Origin of the sequence: Kitasatospora phosalacinea (assembly GCF_000717185.1) — a bacterium.
In the GTDB taxonomy this organism is placed as follows: domain Bacteria; phylum Actinomycetota; class Actinomycetes; order Streptomycetales; family Streptomycetaceae; genus Kitasatospora; species Kitasatospora phosalacinea_A.
The window spans coordinates 12,365-26,854 of record NZ_JNYE01000054.1; the positions used below are offsets into that span (position 1 = coordinate 12,365).

The following is a 14,490-nucleotide window of genomic DNA, read 5'->3' on the forward strand; positions in this document are numbered from 1 at the left end:
GGTGATCAGCCCGCGATGGCCTTGGCCCAGTTGTCGGTCAGGACCTTCTTGGCCGCGTCGACCTGCTCCGAGCTCGGGAAGGCGGTGAACGGCTTCTCGACGGTCGGCAGCTTGGCCGCGGCGGTGGCGTCCAGGGTGCCGTCGGCCTTCATCGCGTCGAACAGCGCCGGGGTGGCGTAGCCGCCCAGGAAGCCGTTCTGGCCCTCGGCCGAGTACAGGTACTCCATCCACAGGCGGGCGGCCGCCGGGTGCGGGGCGTCCTTGTTGATCGCCTGGTTGTAGTACTGGGCGTAGGAGCCGTCGGAGGGGACGGCCACCTGCCAGTCGACGCCCTTGCCCTTGAACTCGTCGGTGTAGCCCGCGTTCAGGTACGACCAGTCGATCGAGATCGGCGTCTCGCCCTTCTCGATGGTCGCCGGGGTCGACTCGACCGGGTTGAAGTTGCCGGACCGCTTCAGCTTCGCGAAGAAGTCGATGCCGGGCCGGATGTCGTCCAGCGAACCGCCGTTGGCCAGCGCGGCCGCGTACACGCCGCCGAACGCCGAACCGGACTTGGTCGGGTTGCCGTTCAGCGCGACCTGGCCCTTGTACTCCGGCTTCAGCAGGTCCGCGAAGGTCTTCGGGCAGACGGCGACCTTCTTGGCGTCGCAGCCGATCGAGACGTAGCCGCCGTAGTCGTTGACCCGCAGGCCCTCCGGGTCCTTCATGGAGGCGGGGACCTTCTCGAAGGAGGCCACCTTGTACGGGGCGAGCAGGCCCTCCTTGGCGGCGGACAGCGCGAACGCCGAACCCAGGTCCAGGGTGTCAGGGGCGCGGTCCTGGCCCTTGCGGGACTTGACCGCGTTGATCTCGTCCTGGCTGGAGCCGTCCGGGTTCTCGTCCTCGATCTCGATGCCGTACTTCGCCGTGAAGCCGTCCATCAGCGCGCCGTAGTTGGCCCAGTCCCGCGGGAGGGTGATGACGTGCAGCCTGCCCTCCTTCTTCGCGGCGGCCACCAGGCCGTCCATGCCGCCGAAGTCGGCCAGCGAGGTCGCGGTCCGCGCGTTCACCGTGCCGCCGCCGGCCTTGGCGGCCTCACCGGACCCGGCGGACGAGCCGGCGGAGCCGCAGGCGGAGAGGGAGAGCGCGGCAGCGGTCAGCACGGCCGCGAGGGCGGCGGCGCGGTGGCGGTGCACGGTCACGGGAGGGTCTCCTGGAGGAAGGGGAGCTGGAGAGGTCACGAGGGGGTCAGGCAGGTGCCGCGCGGGGCCGCGCAGGCGTCACGCCGGACGCCGCACGGGACGCCGCGCGGGTGTCCGGTGCGCGGCGCGGCCGGTTGTCCGGCCAAGTTGGCCAGCCAACTTCCGGCGCCAGGAGCAAGTACGCCCGAGGCCGGTGACGGGAAGGTGAACGGACGGCCCAGGGCGGGGGGCGGCTGCGGGAACGGTCGCGGGAGCGGTCACGCCCGGGGCGGGGCCCTCCCGGGCAGCGGCTACAGTCAGCGGTGTACGCGCGGTCACGCGCCGGGCGGCAGCCCAACCTCCTTACCAGCCAAGGGAACTCGACGCACGTGGCACTCGACCAGGACCGCGCCGCCGGCTCGCTCTACCGCCAGGTGGCCGCCGACCTGCGCGAAGCGATCACCTCCGGCTCGTTCGGCGAGGCCGGACGCCTGCCGGCGGAGGGCGCCCTCGCCGAGCAGTACGGCGTCTCCCGCGGCACCGTCCGCCAGGCCCTCGCCCTGCTGCGCGCCGACGGGCTGGTCACCTCCCGCCGCGGCACCCGCCGGGTCGTCCTCGGCGGAGCCCGCGTCCAGTCCTTCTCCGAACTGCTCTCCTTCACCCACTGGGCCCGCTCCATGGGCGAGGAGCCCGGCGGCCGGCTCGAATCCCTGACCCGCCGCCCCGCCGACGCCGCCGAACGCGAACAGCTGCGCCTCGCACCCGGCACCGAGGTCTACGTCACCCTGCGGCTGCGCACCCTCTCCGGCACCCCCGTGATGGTCGAGCGCACCGTCTACCCGCCCCGGGTCGGCGAACTGGTCGCCCAGCTCCCGCCCGACGTGGTCTCGCACACCGAACCCCTGCGCGAGCACGGCATCCTGTTCACCGACGCCGACCACACCATCGACGTGGTCGCCGCCGACGCCGACGACGCCCGCCTGCTCTCCTGCCGCCGCGGCAGCCCGCTGCTGCGCGAGAAGCGCCGTACCACCGACCCCACTGGCACCCCCGTCGAGTGGTCCCAGGACCGCTACCTGCCCGGCACCGTCGCCTTCTCCATCCACAACTCGCTGGCCTCGTCCGCCCTTTCGCGGCACGCCCGGGACGAGGACTGAAAACCGGGTGCCGCCGGGGCCGTCCGCGGTGACAATCGCCGGATGAGCGACATCACGCGGATCGACCCGGCCGGGCTCCACCCCACCTCCGGGTACGCGCACGTCACGGTGGTGGAGGCCGGGCGCACCGCGCACCTGGCCGGGCAGTGTCCGTTGGACGCGGAGGAGAGGCTGGTGGGGGCGGGAGACCTGGACGCCCAGGTCGACCAGGTGGTGGCCAACGCGATGACGGCGCTGGCCGCGATCGGCGTCGGGCCGGAGCGGGTGGTGCGGTCGGTGGTCTACGTGGTCAGCGACCGCAGCGAGGTGCTCGCCGGGGTCTGGCACCGCCTGGCCGACTCGCCGCTCGGGCCCGCCCTCGGCACCGCCTCCACGCTGCTCGGCGTCACCGCCCTCGGGTACACCGGGCAGCTGGTCGAGGTCGACCTGACGGCGGCGCTGGAGTAGCCGGCCGCAGCAGCCCGCCGGAGTGGTCAGGGCTGCATCAACTCCCGCAGCAGCGGCCGGAATTCGGCGAAGGACGGGGTGGCGGCGGCCGGGTCCTTGGCGGCCTCGTCCCAGCGGCGGACGGCCACCGCGTCGGCGCCGAACGGGTGGGCGGCGAAGGCGGCGGCCTCGTCCGGGGCCATCGGGCCGCCCTGCGCGGCCAGGGTGCGGACGGAGGCGGGGGAGAGCAGGGCGGCGTAGCCGGGCTCGGTGGCGCACAGGTAGCGCTTGGCGTCGACGTGCAGGCGGACGGGCTCGGTGACGGCGGGCGGGAAGTGCGGGGCGAGCCGGGCGGCGGCGCCCTCGCCGTGGCGGTCGCCGGTACCCGCCGTCAACTCCGGCCCGCCGCCCCGGAAGTGGCCGATGTCGTGCAGCAGGGCGGCGGCCACCAGCGCGGGCGGGGCGTCCGCGGCGCGGGCCAGGGCGGCGGCCTGCAGCATGTGCGCGGCCAGGGTGACGGCCTCGCCCAGGTACTCGCGGGAGCCCTCGCCCTCGAACAGGGCCTCCAGCTCGTCCAGGACGGCGGCGGTGCGGCGCAGCACCGCCAGGGTGGAGGAGAGCGCGTCCAGGTCGGCGTAGCAGCCCTGGAGGTGCCGGTGGCCGTCGCCGGGCTCGAACGCGGTGCGGGCGTGCAGCAGGCGGGTGTTGTCGAGGAGCAGGCAGTCGCCGGGGGCGAGCCGGAGGTCCAGCCGCAGCTCCGGGCGCAGGACGGTCGCGGCGAAGCGGCGGTGGGCGGCGTAGAAGGCGTCCAGTTCGGCGGGGGCCGGGGCGGACAGCGCGGCGGTGTCGGTGGAGCGGTCGTTGAACCGCACCTCGCGGATCGCGCCCCGCGGGTCGAGCCCGATCAGCGGCTTCTCGGCGGAGAGTTCGACGCCCCGGTCGCGGTAGCGGAACGGCACCGGCGTGCGGGCCAGCAGGTCGAACGCGGCCGGGTCCTCCGCGCGCAGCAGCGCGGCCGCCTGGAACCCGTCCACCAGCCCCGAGTCGCCGCCCGCGCAGTCGTTGCGCAGGCAGTGCAGCAGTTGCAGGGTGGGCACCGGGTCGCGGTACGGGTTGTCGGTGTGCGGGGCGACGGCGAGGCAGGTGAACGCCAGGTTCGCCGGGTCGGGCTCCGCCCGGACGTCGAACAGCTCGCCGTAGTTCGTCTCCCGGACGTACCCGAAACTCCGTGCCACCCGCAGGACTTGGCCCGCCACGGCCGGGACGCCGCGCAGCACCGCGAACCCCGAGCGGCGGACGGCGGCCAGCACCGCGATCCGCTCCTCCGGATCGGCCAGGTACGTCGCCCAGTCGGCCTCGGGCAGGCCGCGGGCGAAGTCGGCGGCCTCCCACAGCCGTTTGGCGTGCTCGGTGCGCTCGTCGGGCCCGGCGGGCGCGTCCCACCCCGCCGGGTAGTGCGAGCGGTGGCCGTCGGACCAGCGCACCGCCAGCCTGGTGGCGTCCCGGGTCGCCTCGACGGCGGACAGGCCGTCCGGCAGGTCGCCGATCCGGAACAGCTTCTGCCCGCCGCGCGGGGCGCGGCACTCGGGGCACGGGCAGTTGTCGCGCAGCCAGTACGGGTGGGGCACGGACATCGGGGCAGCCTCCAGTTGTACAGCCAACTTCGCGGTGGCTGCCCAGCCAAGACCGCCCGGGCGTCCACCGCCCGCCCGCCCGGTGAACGGCGGGCCACCGGCGGCCGAACCCTGTCCGCGCCCGGGGCTACCATGCCCCGCATGACGCTCGACCTCGCCCGCGACCTGCCCGCCGCGCTCGCCGACCGCGCCGCCGCCTGGCGGCTGATCGCCGAGATCGCCGCCTTCTGGGGTGCCCCGCTGCGCCCCGAGGACGGCTGCACCGACGCCGAACTCGACGCCGCCGAGGCCAGGTTGGGCCTGCGCCTGCCCGCCGCGCTGTGCGAGGCGCACCGGCTGGTCGGCAACCGGCCGGACCTCACCGGCAACCAGGACACCCTGCTGCCGCCCGCCGAGCTGTACGTCGACCGGGGCTGCCTGGTGTACCGGGTGGAGAACCAGAGCTGCGCCTACTGGGGAATCCCGCTCGCCGCCCTCGGCCAGGACGACCCGCCGACCGTCGTCTGGCCGGACGCCGCCGACCCGGAGACCACCCCGTGGACGGCCAGGTTCTCCGTGGAGTGCCTGGCCGTCGTCCTCACCGAGCCGCTGCTCGACGAGGACGCGTACGTGGACGCGGGCGAGGTCGACCCGGCCGACCTGGTCGACTGGACCGAACTGCCCCAGCTGTACGAACCCGGCGTCGACACCCGTCTCTTCGCCCGCCCGGACGCCCTGCTGGCGCTCCAGGGCGGCTTCTGGACGGCGATGCGGGCGGTCAGCGAGGAGGTGCTCGAAGAGCTGTGCGAGGAGCTGCCGGTCAGCTGGAACAACTACTGACGCACCGTCAGATCGCTTGCTCCCAGGCCTCGGTGGCCGCCGCGACCGCCGCCGCGGCCGGGGCGCCGGTGGCCTCGGCGAGGAGCTCCAGGGCGGCGATGACGGTCTCCGGGTTGGCGGCCGGGCCGTAGTGGTTGAGGCGGAGCATGGTGGCGGCCAGTGCGCCGCCCGCCTGGACGGGCAACTGCGGGGCGCGGCGCCGCACTTCGGCGGCCAGCTCGGCCGCGTTCGTGCCCAGGGGGGTGCGCAGCGTGGTGGCGACCGGGGCGGCGTGCTCGGCGCGCAGGACGTACGGGGCGAGGGTGCCCAGGGCGAGGACGCCCGCGCGGGTGGCGGTGGCTGCGGCGCGGTGGCGGGCGATGACCGCGTCCAGCGTCTCGGACTCGATCGCGGCCAGGCACTCCTCCAGTGCGAGCATCTCCAACTGGGCCGGGGCGTGCGGGAGCTGGGTGCGACCGGCGTCGGTCCAGCGCTCCTTCCAGTCCAGCAGGGAGAGGTAGGAGCGGCGCGGCGCGGCCGGGTTCGCGGCGATCCGCTGCCAGGCCCGCTCGCTCACCGACACCGCCGAGACGCCCGCCGGGCCGCCCATCGCCTTCTGCCCGCCGATCACGCACAGGTCGACGCCCCACTCGTCGGTGAGCAGCGGCTCGGCGGCCACCGAGGCCACCGCGTCCAGCATCAGCAGCGCGCCGTGCTGCCGCACCACCTCGGCGACCGCCGCGACCGGGTTGGTGTTGCCGGTCGCCGCCTCGGCGTGCACCAGCGACACGAAGTCGATCTCCGGGTGCTCGTCCAGCGCCGCCGCGACCTGCTCGGCGCCCACCGCGGAGTCGTACGGCACCGTCAGGTCGACCACCTTCGCCCCGGCGTCGCGCAGCCAGCCGCCGAAGGTCTGCCCGTACGGGCCGGTGACCACGTTCAGCGCGGTCGAACCGGGGTGCGCCGCGCCCTTGATCGCCGCCTCCAGCGGCAGCAGCGCCTCGCCCTGGGTGACGATCACGTCGTTGCGGGTGCGCAGCAGCGCCGCCACCCCGTCCTCGATCGCGGCGAACCGGTCGGCGGTCATCGGGGGAAGGTCGAGCAGCATCCGGAAGGACCTTTCGGTACGGCGGGCGCCGGGCCGTCCCGGCGGGCGGAGGGTCGCCGCCGAACAGTCTGCCGCAGAACGCCCGGAGGTCCGTGGACGCGGTCGAACAGTCTGCCGCAGGACGCCCGGAGACCCGTGGACGGCGCCGAGTACAGTGCCAGGCATGACAGAGCGTGCGGTGCTGCACATCAAGGGCCGGGTGCTGGTCGGCCCCGACGACGTCCGGGACGAACTCTGGGCCGTGGACGGGCGGGTGACCTTCGAACGCCCCGCCGCCGAACCGTCCGCCACCCTCACCGGCTGGGCCCTGCCCGGCCTGGTCGACGCCCACTGCCACGTCGGCCTGGACGCGCACGGCGCCGTCGACCGCGACACCAGCGAGAAGCAGGCGCGCACCGACCGGGACGCCGGGACCCTGCTGATCCGCGACGCCGGGTCCGCCGCCGACACCCGCTGGATCGACGACCGCGACGACCTCCCGAAGATCATCCGGGCCGGTCGGCACATCGCCCGCACCCGCCGCTACATCCGCAACTACGCCCACGAGATCGAACCCGGCGACCTCGCCGCCTACGCCGCCGCCGAGGCCCGGCGCGGCGACGGCTGGGTCAAGCTCGTCGGCGACTGGATCGACCGCGACGCGGGCGACCTCACCGCCTGCTGGCCCGGCGACGCCCTCGCCGAAGCCATCGCCGCCGCCCACGCCGAAGGCGCCCGGGTCACCGCGCACTGCTTCGCCGCCGACTCCCTGCCCGACCTGCTCGCCGCCGGGATCGACTGCGTCGAGCACGCCACCGGCCTCACCGAGGACCTGATCCCCGCCTTCGTCGAACGCGGCGTCGCGATCGTCCCCACCCTCGTCAACATCGCCACCTTCCCCCGGCTCGCCCTCGGCGGCGAGGCCAAGTTCCCCGCCTGGTCCGCCCACATGCGACGGCTGCACGCCCGCCGCTACGAGACGGTGGGCGCCGCGCACGACGCGGGCATCCCGATCTACGTCGGCACCGACGCGGGCGGCTCGCTCGCCCACGGCCTGGTCGCCGAGGAGGCCCTCGAACTCACCAAGGCCGGGCTCACCCCCCTCGAAGCCCTCGCCGCCACCACCTGGTCCGCCCGCGCGTGGCTCGGCCGCCCCGGCCTCACCGAGGGCGCCCCCGCCGACCTCGTCCTCTACGAGGCCGACCCGCGCACCGACCTGCGGGTGCTCGCCGCGCCCGCGCACGTGGTGCTCAACGGGCGGGTGGTGTGAGGACGCCGTGGGTGGTGCGGTGGTGAGGACGCTGCTGGTGACGCCGTGGTGACGAGCGAGCCCGAGCGCGGCCCCGCGCCGGCGGCGGCCCTGACGGACGGGGCGGCGGCCCGCTGGGCGGCGCTGCCCGCCGAGGTGCGCGAGCGGGTCGACGCGGAGCTGGGCCAGGAGCGGTACGCCCGCGCGTTCGGGCTGCTGCGGGAGGCGGACAGCAGCATCGGCATCCCGCTGGGACGGGCAATCATCGAGGGGCGCCTGCCGCCCGCCCCGCCCGACCCCCTCGCGGACGCCGAGGCGCTCACCGGGCGGGTCGCCGGGGTGGACGGGCCGGTCCTCGCCGTCGAGGCGGTCCGCTCCGCGGAGGGCGTCGAACTGACGGTGACCGGCGCGGACGGCAGACAGGTGCTGACCGTCGTGGACGCCGGCACCGCCGCCCGCTACCTGCGCCCCGGCGAGCCCGCCGACGGCCGCCCACCCGCCGAGGCCGCCGCCGAGTGGCTCGGCCGGCAGGCCGCCGCCGCGCTCGGCGTGCCGTTCCGCGGCGTCGGCGGGGGCTGAACGGGGAACCATTGCGCCATGGCAGAACCCGGGGAGCACGACAGGGGCGGGCCGGTGGTCCTCCGGCTGGAGGTGGCCGCCGAGGGCGGCGCCGAGCAGGCGGCGGGGCTGACGGACGAGGAGGCGTTCGCCTGGTGGGAGACGCTGCCTGCCGAACTGCGCGAGCGGGTGGACGACTCGGTGCGGGGCGGCGGGAGCGGGGCGGTGGGCGTGCTGGCGGTCGCGGGAGGACGGTCCGGGGTGAGCCTGGCGCAGGCGGCGGCGATCGTCGCGGCGCGGGCCGCCGCGGTGCGCCCGCCCGCCGGGCTGGGGGTGGACCGGTGGACGATGGTCCGCCGGGTGGGCCTGTTCCGGCGGCCGGTCGTCGCCGTCGAGGCGCGCCGGGGCGGGTACGGCGCCCGGGGTCGGCTGGTCCGGGTGGTCGCGGTGGGGGAGGCAGAGGACGTCGAACTGGCCGTCGTGGACGCCGACACCGCCGACCGCTGCCTGCGCGACGACCCCCGGGCCGCGCACCGGCGGCCCGTCGAGGTGGCCGCCGAACTCCTCGGCCGGCAGGCCGCTGCCGCGCTCGGCGTGCCGTTCCGGTTCGGCGGGGACCGGTCCTGAGGGGCTCGCGAACTCCGGTTGTCAGTGCGGCCGATAGGCTTCCGTCATGGCTGCTCGACCCTTGCACGAAGTTGTTGAACCCGGCTGGGCCCAGGCCCTTGAGCCGGTCGCCGGACAGGTCGCCGCGATGGGTGACTTCCTGCGCGCCGAGATCGCGGCGGGCCGGTCCTACCTGCCGCCCGGCCCGCAGGTCCTGCGGGCGTTCCAGCAGCCGTTCGCGGACGTCCGGGTGCTGATCGTCGGGCAGGACCCGTACCCGACGCCGGGGCACGCCGTCGGCCTCAGCTTCTCCGTCGCGCCCGACGTCCGGCCGGTGCCGCCCAGCCTGGTCAACATCTACCAGGAGTACTGCCAGGACCTCGGCCTCCCGGCGCCCTCCAACGGCGACCTCACCCCGTGGGCGGACCAGGGCGTCCTGCTGCTCAACCGGGCCCTCACCACCCAGACCCGCAAGACCAACGGCCACCGCGGGAAGGGCTGGGAGGCCGTCACCGAACAGGCCATCAAGGCGCTCGCCGCCCGCGGCGGCCCGCTCGTCGCGATCCTGTGGGGGCGCGACGCCCGCGAGCTGCGGCCGTGGCTCGGCCAGGTGCCCAGCATCGAATCGCCGCACCCCAGCCCGTACTCGGCGAGCAGCGGCTTCTTCGGCTCCCGCCCGTTCAGCAAGGCCAACGACCTGCTGGTGCGCCAGGGCGGCCAGCCCGTCGACTGGCGGCTGCCCTAGCTCCTCGGGTCGACGCCGCATCCGGGTGGCCGCCGCGATCCGGGTGGCCGCCGCGTTCGGCCCCGCAGCCGTGCGGTGCACCGCCCCGCGCGGCTGCGGTGGGTGCGGTGGTTCCGGTGGTTCCGGTGGTTCCGATGTCGGGGGGAAGGGTTCCTCTGGGGCCGGATTGCTTCCGGAAATGGTCACTCCAGAGCGTCAACCTCACCCGAAGGAGTGAAATGACGCTGCGTGTTGCTGGAGTGACGCGCTGTTCGAAGAGACTGGCGGGAGTCGAGAGCGCGAGTCCCCTCCCCGTGCGGTGCGCCGGGTGAGGTCGTGGGTGCGCTCTGCCGTTCACCACGTGTGGGGGTTTCCTGTCATGTCTGTTCTGCGTTCGGTCGCCGCGTCGGCCCTGGTGGTGTCCGCCCTCGCGGTGGGGCTGCCGGTCTCCTCGGCCTCGGCCGCCGATGCCGCCGCCGGTACGCCCGCCAAGCCGGGGAGGGCGAGCGCGGTGACGGCCGGGCTGAGCCTGGACGTGACGCTGCTGAACGCGGTGGACGTGCCGGTCGACGTGTCGCTGAACCGGGTCGAGTCGCCCGCGCAGCGGGACGGCGCGATGCTGACCGCCAAGGTCGACGGGGTGGACGGCGGGCGGCCGGTGACGCTGGTGAAGGCGGAGGTGGGGCGGTCGGTCGCCAAGGCGGACGAGAAGCTGGCCTCGGCGTCCGTGAAGCTGGTGGACGCCGACGTGCACGTGCCGGGCCTGCCGCTGACCACGCTGCTCGGGCTGGAGGCGATGAGCGCCCAGGCGAACTGCCCGGTGGACGGGCAGCCGACGGCCGACGTCGTCGCCCCGGCGAAGCTGACGGTGCTGGGCAGGTCGGTGACGGTGGGCCTCAACTCGCCGACCCACGTGGACGTTCCGGCGATCGGTTCGGTGGACGTCGAGTTCGCGAAGAAGACGGTCACCAGCAGCAGGGCGGCGGCCTCCGCGCTGGAGGTCAAGATCGCGCTGAACCCGCTGAACCTGAACGTGGCGAAGGTGAACGGCACCGTGACGGTCGCCTCGGTGTCCTGCGAGAAGCCGGTCGCGGCGGTCGCCCCGGCCGCCGCGGTCTCCTCGCCCCCGGCCTCCTCCCCGGCGGCCCCGGCCCCGGCGTCCGCGCAGAACCGGGCGGTGCCGAAGGCGGAGGGGCAGGAGCTGGCGTACACCGGATCGAACGGGACGACGGTGCTGGCCGCGGGCGGCGGGACGCTGCTGGTGGCCGGTGGTGCCGCGGTGTGGATGACGCGGCGGCGGCGGGCGGCGCACGCCCGGCACCGCTGACGGACGCGCCGGGCGCCCGCGCGGGGCGCCCGGCGCGGTCGGCCGGCGCGGTGGTCGGCCCGCCCGCCCGTTCCGCACCTTCCGTCCCAGAACTGCGTTCGCATCGCGAGACGCGCCTTCTCCGAGGGTGAACGCACCGCTGCGGACCGTTGGTTCACATGGGCGTTACATAGGAGGAACAACCGGGAAACGGCGGCTTGCGACGCTACGCGGGCACCCACCACCCGAGCAGTGAGGATCACCGCGATGGCGATCAAGGCCGAGTACATCTGGATCGACGGAACCAAGCCCACCGCGAAGCTCCGCTCCAAGACTCGGGTGCTGCCGAACGCCGACAAGATCCCCACCTGGGGCTTCGACGGCTCGTCGACCAACCAGGCCGAGGGCCACGCCTCGGACCGCGTGCTGGAGCCGGTGAAGGTCGTCAAGGACCCGATCCGCGGCGGTGACAACATCCTCGTCCTGTGCGAGGTGTTCGAGACCAACGGTGAGGCGCACGTCACCAACACCCGCGCCGCGCTGCGCGAGGTCGCCGAGAAGTACGCCGCGCAGGAGGCGATCTTCGGCATCGAGCAGGAGTACACCTTCTTCAAGGGCTCCCGCCCGCTCGGCTTCCCGGAGGGCGGCTACCCGGCCCCGCAGGGCGGCTACTACTGCGGCGTCGGCGCCGAGGAGGTCTTCGGTCGCGAGATCGTCGAGCTGCACCTCGACCGCTGCATCGACGCCGGCCTGGCGATCTGCGGCATCAACGCCGAGGTCATGCCCGGTCAGTGGGAGTTCCAGATCGGCCCCGTCGACGCGCTGACCGTCTCGGACGACCTGTGGATCGCCCGCTACCTGCTCTACCGCACCTCCGAGGAGTTCGGCATCGACGCCACCCTCGACGCCAAGCCGGCCAGGGGCGACTGGAACGGCGCGGGTGCGCACACCAACTTCTCGACCAAGGCGATGCGCGAGGGCTACGACGCCATCATCACCGCCTGCGAGTCGCTCGGTGCCTCGCAGGAGAAGGTCATGGAGCACGTCAACCAGTACGGTGACGACATCCAGTCCCGCCTGACCGGCAAGCACGAGACCGCCCCGTGGAACGTCTACTCCTACGGCGTGTCCAACCGCGGCGCCTCGGTCCGCATCCCGTGGCAGGTCGAGGTGGAGCAGAAGGGCTACATCGAGGACCGCCGCCCGAACGCGAACATCGACCCGTACGTGGTCACCCGCCTGCTGGTCAACACCTGCTGCGAGGCCCTGGAGAAGGCCGGCCAGGTCTGATCCGCCCCGTACCCGCACGGCAGCGCCCGCCGGTCCCCGCGAGGGGGACGGCGGGCGTCGCCGTTCCCGGGCGGGGTTACCGGTGTTTGACGGCGGTGTGTCGTACGCCTCACAGCGGGCCGGTGTTTGACGGCGGTGTGTCGTACGCCTCACGGTCGGCGGCGGCCGGGTGTGCGGCGGGCGGGGTGTGGGGGCGGGTCCGCGGGGGCGCCCGGGCCTCACATCCGGACGAAGCCGTGCGTGCGGCCGACGGGGGTGAAGCCGCGCCGGGCGTACCACTGCTGGGGCCAGTCCTCGGCGTCGGCGACCAGGAAGCGCAGGCCGTCGGGGGAGCGGTCGGCGGCCAGTCGCAGGGCGGTGGCGAGGACGGCGTCGGCCAGGCCGCGGCGCTGGCGGTCCTCGGCGGTGGCCAGGTCCTCGATCTGGGCGGTGCCCGCGGCGTCCTGGTACAGGTCGGCCCAGGAGCCGAACTCGCCGTCGACGTCCCGGGCGGCGAGCGTCAGCACCCGTTCGGCGCCCGCGGCGCGCGCGGTGCGGCGGCCCACCAGCTGGGCGATCGACTCGTCCGCGGCCCACGGCAGCCAGCAGCGCCACTGCCGTTCCAGGGCCGGGGCCAGCTCGACCAGCGCGACCGGCCCGGCGCCGCCGCCGGGCGGGACCGGGCCGCGGTGGACCATCACCACCTCGGTCTCGTGCCGGTACCCGGCGGCTACCAGCCCCGGGGCGAGGGCCAGCGCGGACGCGTCGTCGAACACCGAGATCCGCCGGTGCCCCAGGTGTCCGAGCACCTCCTCGGCCAGCCCCGCCACGTCCGTCCCGCTCGGCGGCGCGTCCAGCACCAGCTGGTTGTGCTCGTGCGAGTACCCGAACTCCTTGCTCAACACCCCGAAGCCGCCCGGCAGTTCCACCACCTCGGCGGCCTGTCGGCGGGCGAAGGCGCGACGGAACTCCAGGGCGACCCGCAGGCTCTCCTCGACCATCGGGCCATCGTAGGCCGACCGCCCCGCCCGGTTCGAGTGGTTTGTCGCCCCGGCCCGTCGGGAGGAGGGAAAACCCTTTCGTGCCAAGGGCGTTGGACTCGCTACGATCCGGCCGCGCCGCCGGAGGGCCCGGGCGCACGCACCGGACGGGTGGAAGAACGACCTTGCGAGACCTGAAGGCGGCGGTCGCGGCCGCCGCGGTCACCCTGCTGCGGACCTCCTGCGTGCGGATGCCCGGGCCGACGGACGGGCGGCCGGCCAACGACGCGGCCCGGCGGCAGGTGATCCCGTACGACATCGGGATCCGGCGCGCGATGTTCGGGGAGGGGCGGGCGGGGACCCCGGTCCGCGAAGTGATCACGAACGTGGACGAATCCGGCGCCTGGGGGTACGGCAACCCGGAGGACGACTTCGCCGTGGGACCGGGTGAGAGCAGCGACCCCGGCAAGACGCTCCGACTGCGGATCGGATCGCCCCGCGGCGGGGCGGACGGCAGCGTGCGCCGCCCGCCCCGCCGCGGCTTGAGTCTCCCGCCGGGGGAGACGGCAGGGTGGCGGGCATGGACGACGACGGGCTGCTGACGATCGGCGCGCTGGCGCGGCGCACCGGGCTGACGGTGAAGACCATCAGGTACTACTCGGACACCGGCCTGGTGCCGTCCACCGACCGCACCGCCGCAGGCTACCGGCGCTACGGCGCCGAGGCCCTGGCCCGGCTCGAACTCGTCCGCACACTGCGCGAGTTGGGCCTCGGGCTGGACGCGGTGCGGCGGGTCCTGGAACGCGAGGAGAGCCTCGCCGAGGTGGCCCGGGCGCACGCCGATGCGCTGGACCTGCAGATCCGCACGCTGCGCCGGCAGCGCGCCGTGCTGCGCACCGTGGCCGCCCGCGGAACCGACCCCGAGGAGACCGCACTGATGCACCGACTGCTACGGCTGTCCGCCGACGAACGGCGGCAGCTGATCGAGGAGTTCCTCGACGACACCTTCGGCACCGCCGACGCCAACCCCGAACTCGTCGCGCTGCTGCGCGCGGCCGTGCCCGACCTCCCCGAGGACCCGAGCGCCGACCAGGTCACCGCCTGGGTCGAACTCGCCGAACTCACCCGCGACCGGGACTTCCGGGCCGCCGTCCGCCGGATGGCCGCCTACCAGGCCGAGCAGCGCGCCGAGGGCGACACCACCGGCCTGCACCACGAGCTCACCGAACGGGTGCGGGAGGCGGTCACCGCCGCGCTCGCCGCGGGCACCGCCCCCGACGCCCCCGCCGCGGCCGCGGTGGTGGCCGGTCTCACCGCCCGCTACGCCGAGGTGTTCGACCGCCCGGACGACGCCGCCCTGCGCGGGTGGATCCTGCGCCGCCTGGAGGTCGCCACCGACCCCCGGGTCGAGCGCTACTGGTCACTGCTGGCCCGGATCAACGGCTGGCCCGCCCCGCCCGAACTCGCCCCCGTGTCCGCCTGGTTCACGGCCGCGCTGCGGGCAGCCGGATAACCGGGTGCGGGGCGCCCTAGGCT

Annotated in this window: 15 protein-coding genes; 11 read left to right on the top strand and 4 right to left on the bottom strand. The window is 74.8% G+C overall.

Features of this window, described 5'->3' with window-relative positions; genetic code table 11:
• Positions 1-5 precede the first annotated feature (5 nt).
• On the bottom strand, positions 6-1,181 hold the full coding sequence (locus tag OO57_RS22610; RefSeq protein WP_033254427.1) for an ABC transporter substrate-binding protein: 1,176 nt from the start codon (positions 1,179-1,181) through the stop codon (positions 6-8).
• 368 nt (positions 1,182-1,549) lie between these two features.
• Here OO57_RS22610 and OO57_RS22615 point away from each other — a divergent pair, with 368 nt between their 5' ends.
• On the top strand, positions 1,550-2,317 hold the full coding sequence (locus OO57_RS22615) for a GntR family transcriptional regulator (RefSeq protein ID WP_033254428.1): 768 nt from the start codon (positions 1,550-1,552) through the stop codon (positions 2,315-2,317).
• 42 nt (positions 2,318-2,359) lie between these two features.
• The gene (locus OO57_RS22620) at positions 2,360-2,764 is read left to right on the top strand and encodes a RidA family protein (RefSeq protein WP_033254429.1); all 405 of its coding nucleotides are present in this window, start codon (positions 2,360-2,362) and stop codon (positions 2,762-2,764) included.
• A 26-nt stretch (positions 2,765-2,790) separates the two neighbouring features.
• Here OO57_RS22620 and OO57_RS22625 read toward each other — a convergent pair whose 3' ends face one another.
• The gene (locus OO57_RS22625; protein ID WP_033254430.1) at positions 2,791-4,377 is read right to left on the bottom strand and encodes a TauD/TfdA family dioxygenase; all 1,587 of its coding nucleotides are present in this window, start codon (positions 4,375-4,377) and stop codon (positions 2,791-2,793) included.
• A gap of 141 nt (positions 4,378-4,518) precedes the next feature.
• On the opposite strand from OO57_RS22625, the gene OO57_RS22630 reads away from it, so the two are divergent.
• Positions 4,519-5,196 carry an SMI1/KNR4 family protein gene (locus OO57_RS22630; RefSeq protein WP_051778099.1) on the top strand — a complete coding sequence of 226 codons (678 nt, stop codon included), beginning with the start codon at positions 4,519-4,521 and terminating at the stop codon, positions 5,194-5,196.
• Between the two features lie 7 nt (positions 5,197-5,203).
• Here the strand turns inward: OO57_RS22630 and OO57_RS22635 are convergent, their stop codons facing one another.
• Positions 5,204-6,283 (bottom strand): pyridoxal-phosphate-dependent aminotransferase family protein, encoded by a 1,080-nt coding sequence (locus tag OO57_RS22635; protein ID WP_033254432.1) that lies wholly within the window; start codon positions 6,281-6,283, stop codon positions 5,204-5,206.
• Positions 6,284-6,446: 163 nt separating this feature from the next.
• Between OO57_RS22635 and OO57_RS22640 the strand changes: the two genes are divergently transcribed.
• The 6 genes from OO57_RS22640 (at position 6,447) to glnII (ending at position 11,995) form a co-directional block, all read left to right on the top strand.
• Positions 6,447-7,532 carry an amidohydrolase family protein gene (locus OO57_RS22640; protein WP_033254433.1) on the top strand — a complete coding sequence of 362 codons (1,086 nt, stop codon included), beginning with the start codon at positions 6,447-6,449 and terminating at the stop codon, positions 7,530-7,532.
• A gap of 48 nt (positions 7,533-7,580) precedes the next feature.
• Positions 7,581-8,090: a hypothetical protein gene (locus OO57_RS22645; RefSeq protein ID WP_158715192.1), complete on the top strand. Its 510-nt coding sequence runs from the start codon at positions 7,581-7,583 to the stop codon at positions 8,088-8,090.
• 18 nt (positions 8,091-8,108) lie between these two features.
• The gene (locus tag OO57_RS22650) at positions 8,109-8,696 is read left to right on the top strand and encodes a hypothetical protein (RefSeq protein WP_158715193.1); all 588 of its coding nucleotides are present in this window, start codon (positions 8,109-8,111) and stop codon (positions 8,694-8,696) included.
• A gap of 46 nt (positions 8,697-8,742) precedes the next feature.
• Positions 8,743-9,420: a uracil-DNA glycosylase gene (locus tag OO57_RS22655; RefSeq protein WP_051778100.1), complete on the top strand. Its 678-nt coding sequence runs from the start codon at positions 8,743-8,745 to the stop codon at positions 9,418-9,420.
• 358 nt (positions 9,421-9,778) lie between these two features.
• Positions 9,779-10,726 (top strand): SCO1860 family LAETG-anchored protein, encoded by a 948-nt coding sequence (locus tag OO57_RS22660; protein WP_033254437.1) that lies wholly within the window; start codon positions 9,779-9,781, stop codon positions 10,724-10,726.
• Between the two features lie 246 nt (positions 10,727-10,972).
• Complete coding sequence (glnII, locus tag OO57_RS22665; RefSeq protein WP_033254438.1) at positions 10,973-11,995, top strand: glutamine synthetase GlnII; 1,023 nt, start codon at positions 10,973-10,975, stop codon at positions 11,993-11,995.
• Between the two features lie 218 nt (positions 11,996-12,213).
• Here glnII and OO57_RS22670 read toward each other — a convergent pair whose 3' ends face one another.
• Positions 12,214-12,975, bottom strand: a complete 762-nt coding sequence (locus tag OO57_RS22670; RefSeq protein ID WP_033254439.1) for a GNAT family N-acetyltransferase — start codon at positions 12,973-12,975, stop codon at positions 12,214-12,216.
• 164 nt (positions 12,976-13,139) lie between these two features.
• On the opposite strand from OO57_RS22670, the gene OO57_RS22675 reads away from it, so the two are divergent.
• Positions 13,140-13,556, top strand: a complete 417-nt coding sequence (locus tag OO57_RS22675) for a hypothetical protein (protein ID WP_033254440.1) — start codon at positions 13,140-13,142, stop codon at positions 13,554-13,556.
• Positions 13,535-14,467 (top strand): MerR family transcriptional regulator, encoded by a 933-nt coding sequence (locus tag OO57_RS22680; RefSeq protein ID WP_033254459.1) that lies wholly within the window; start codon positions 13,535-13,537, stop codon positions 14,465-14,467. Before OO57_RS22675 ends, OO57_RS22680 begins: the two co-directional genes overlap by 22 nt.
• Positions 14,468-14,490: the final 23 nt, after the last annotated feature.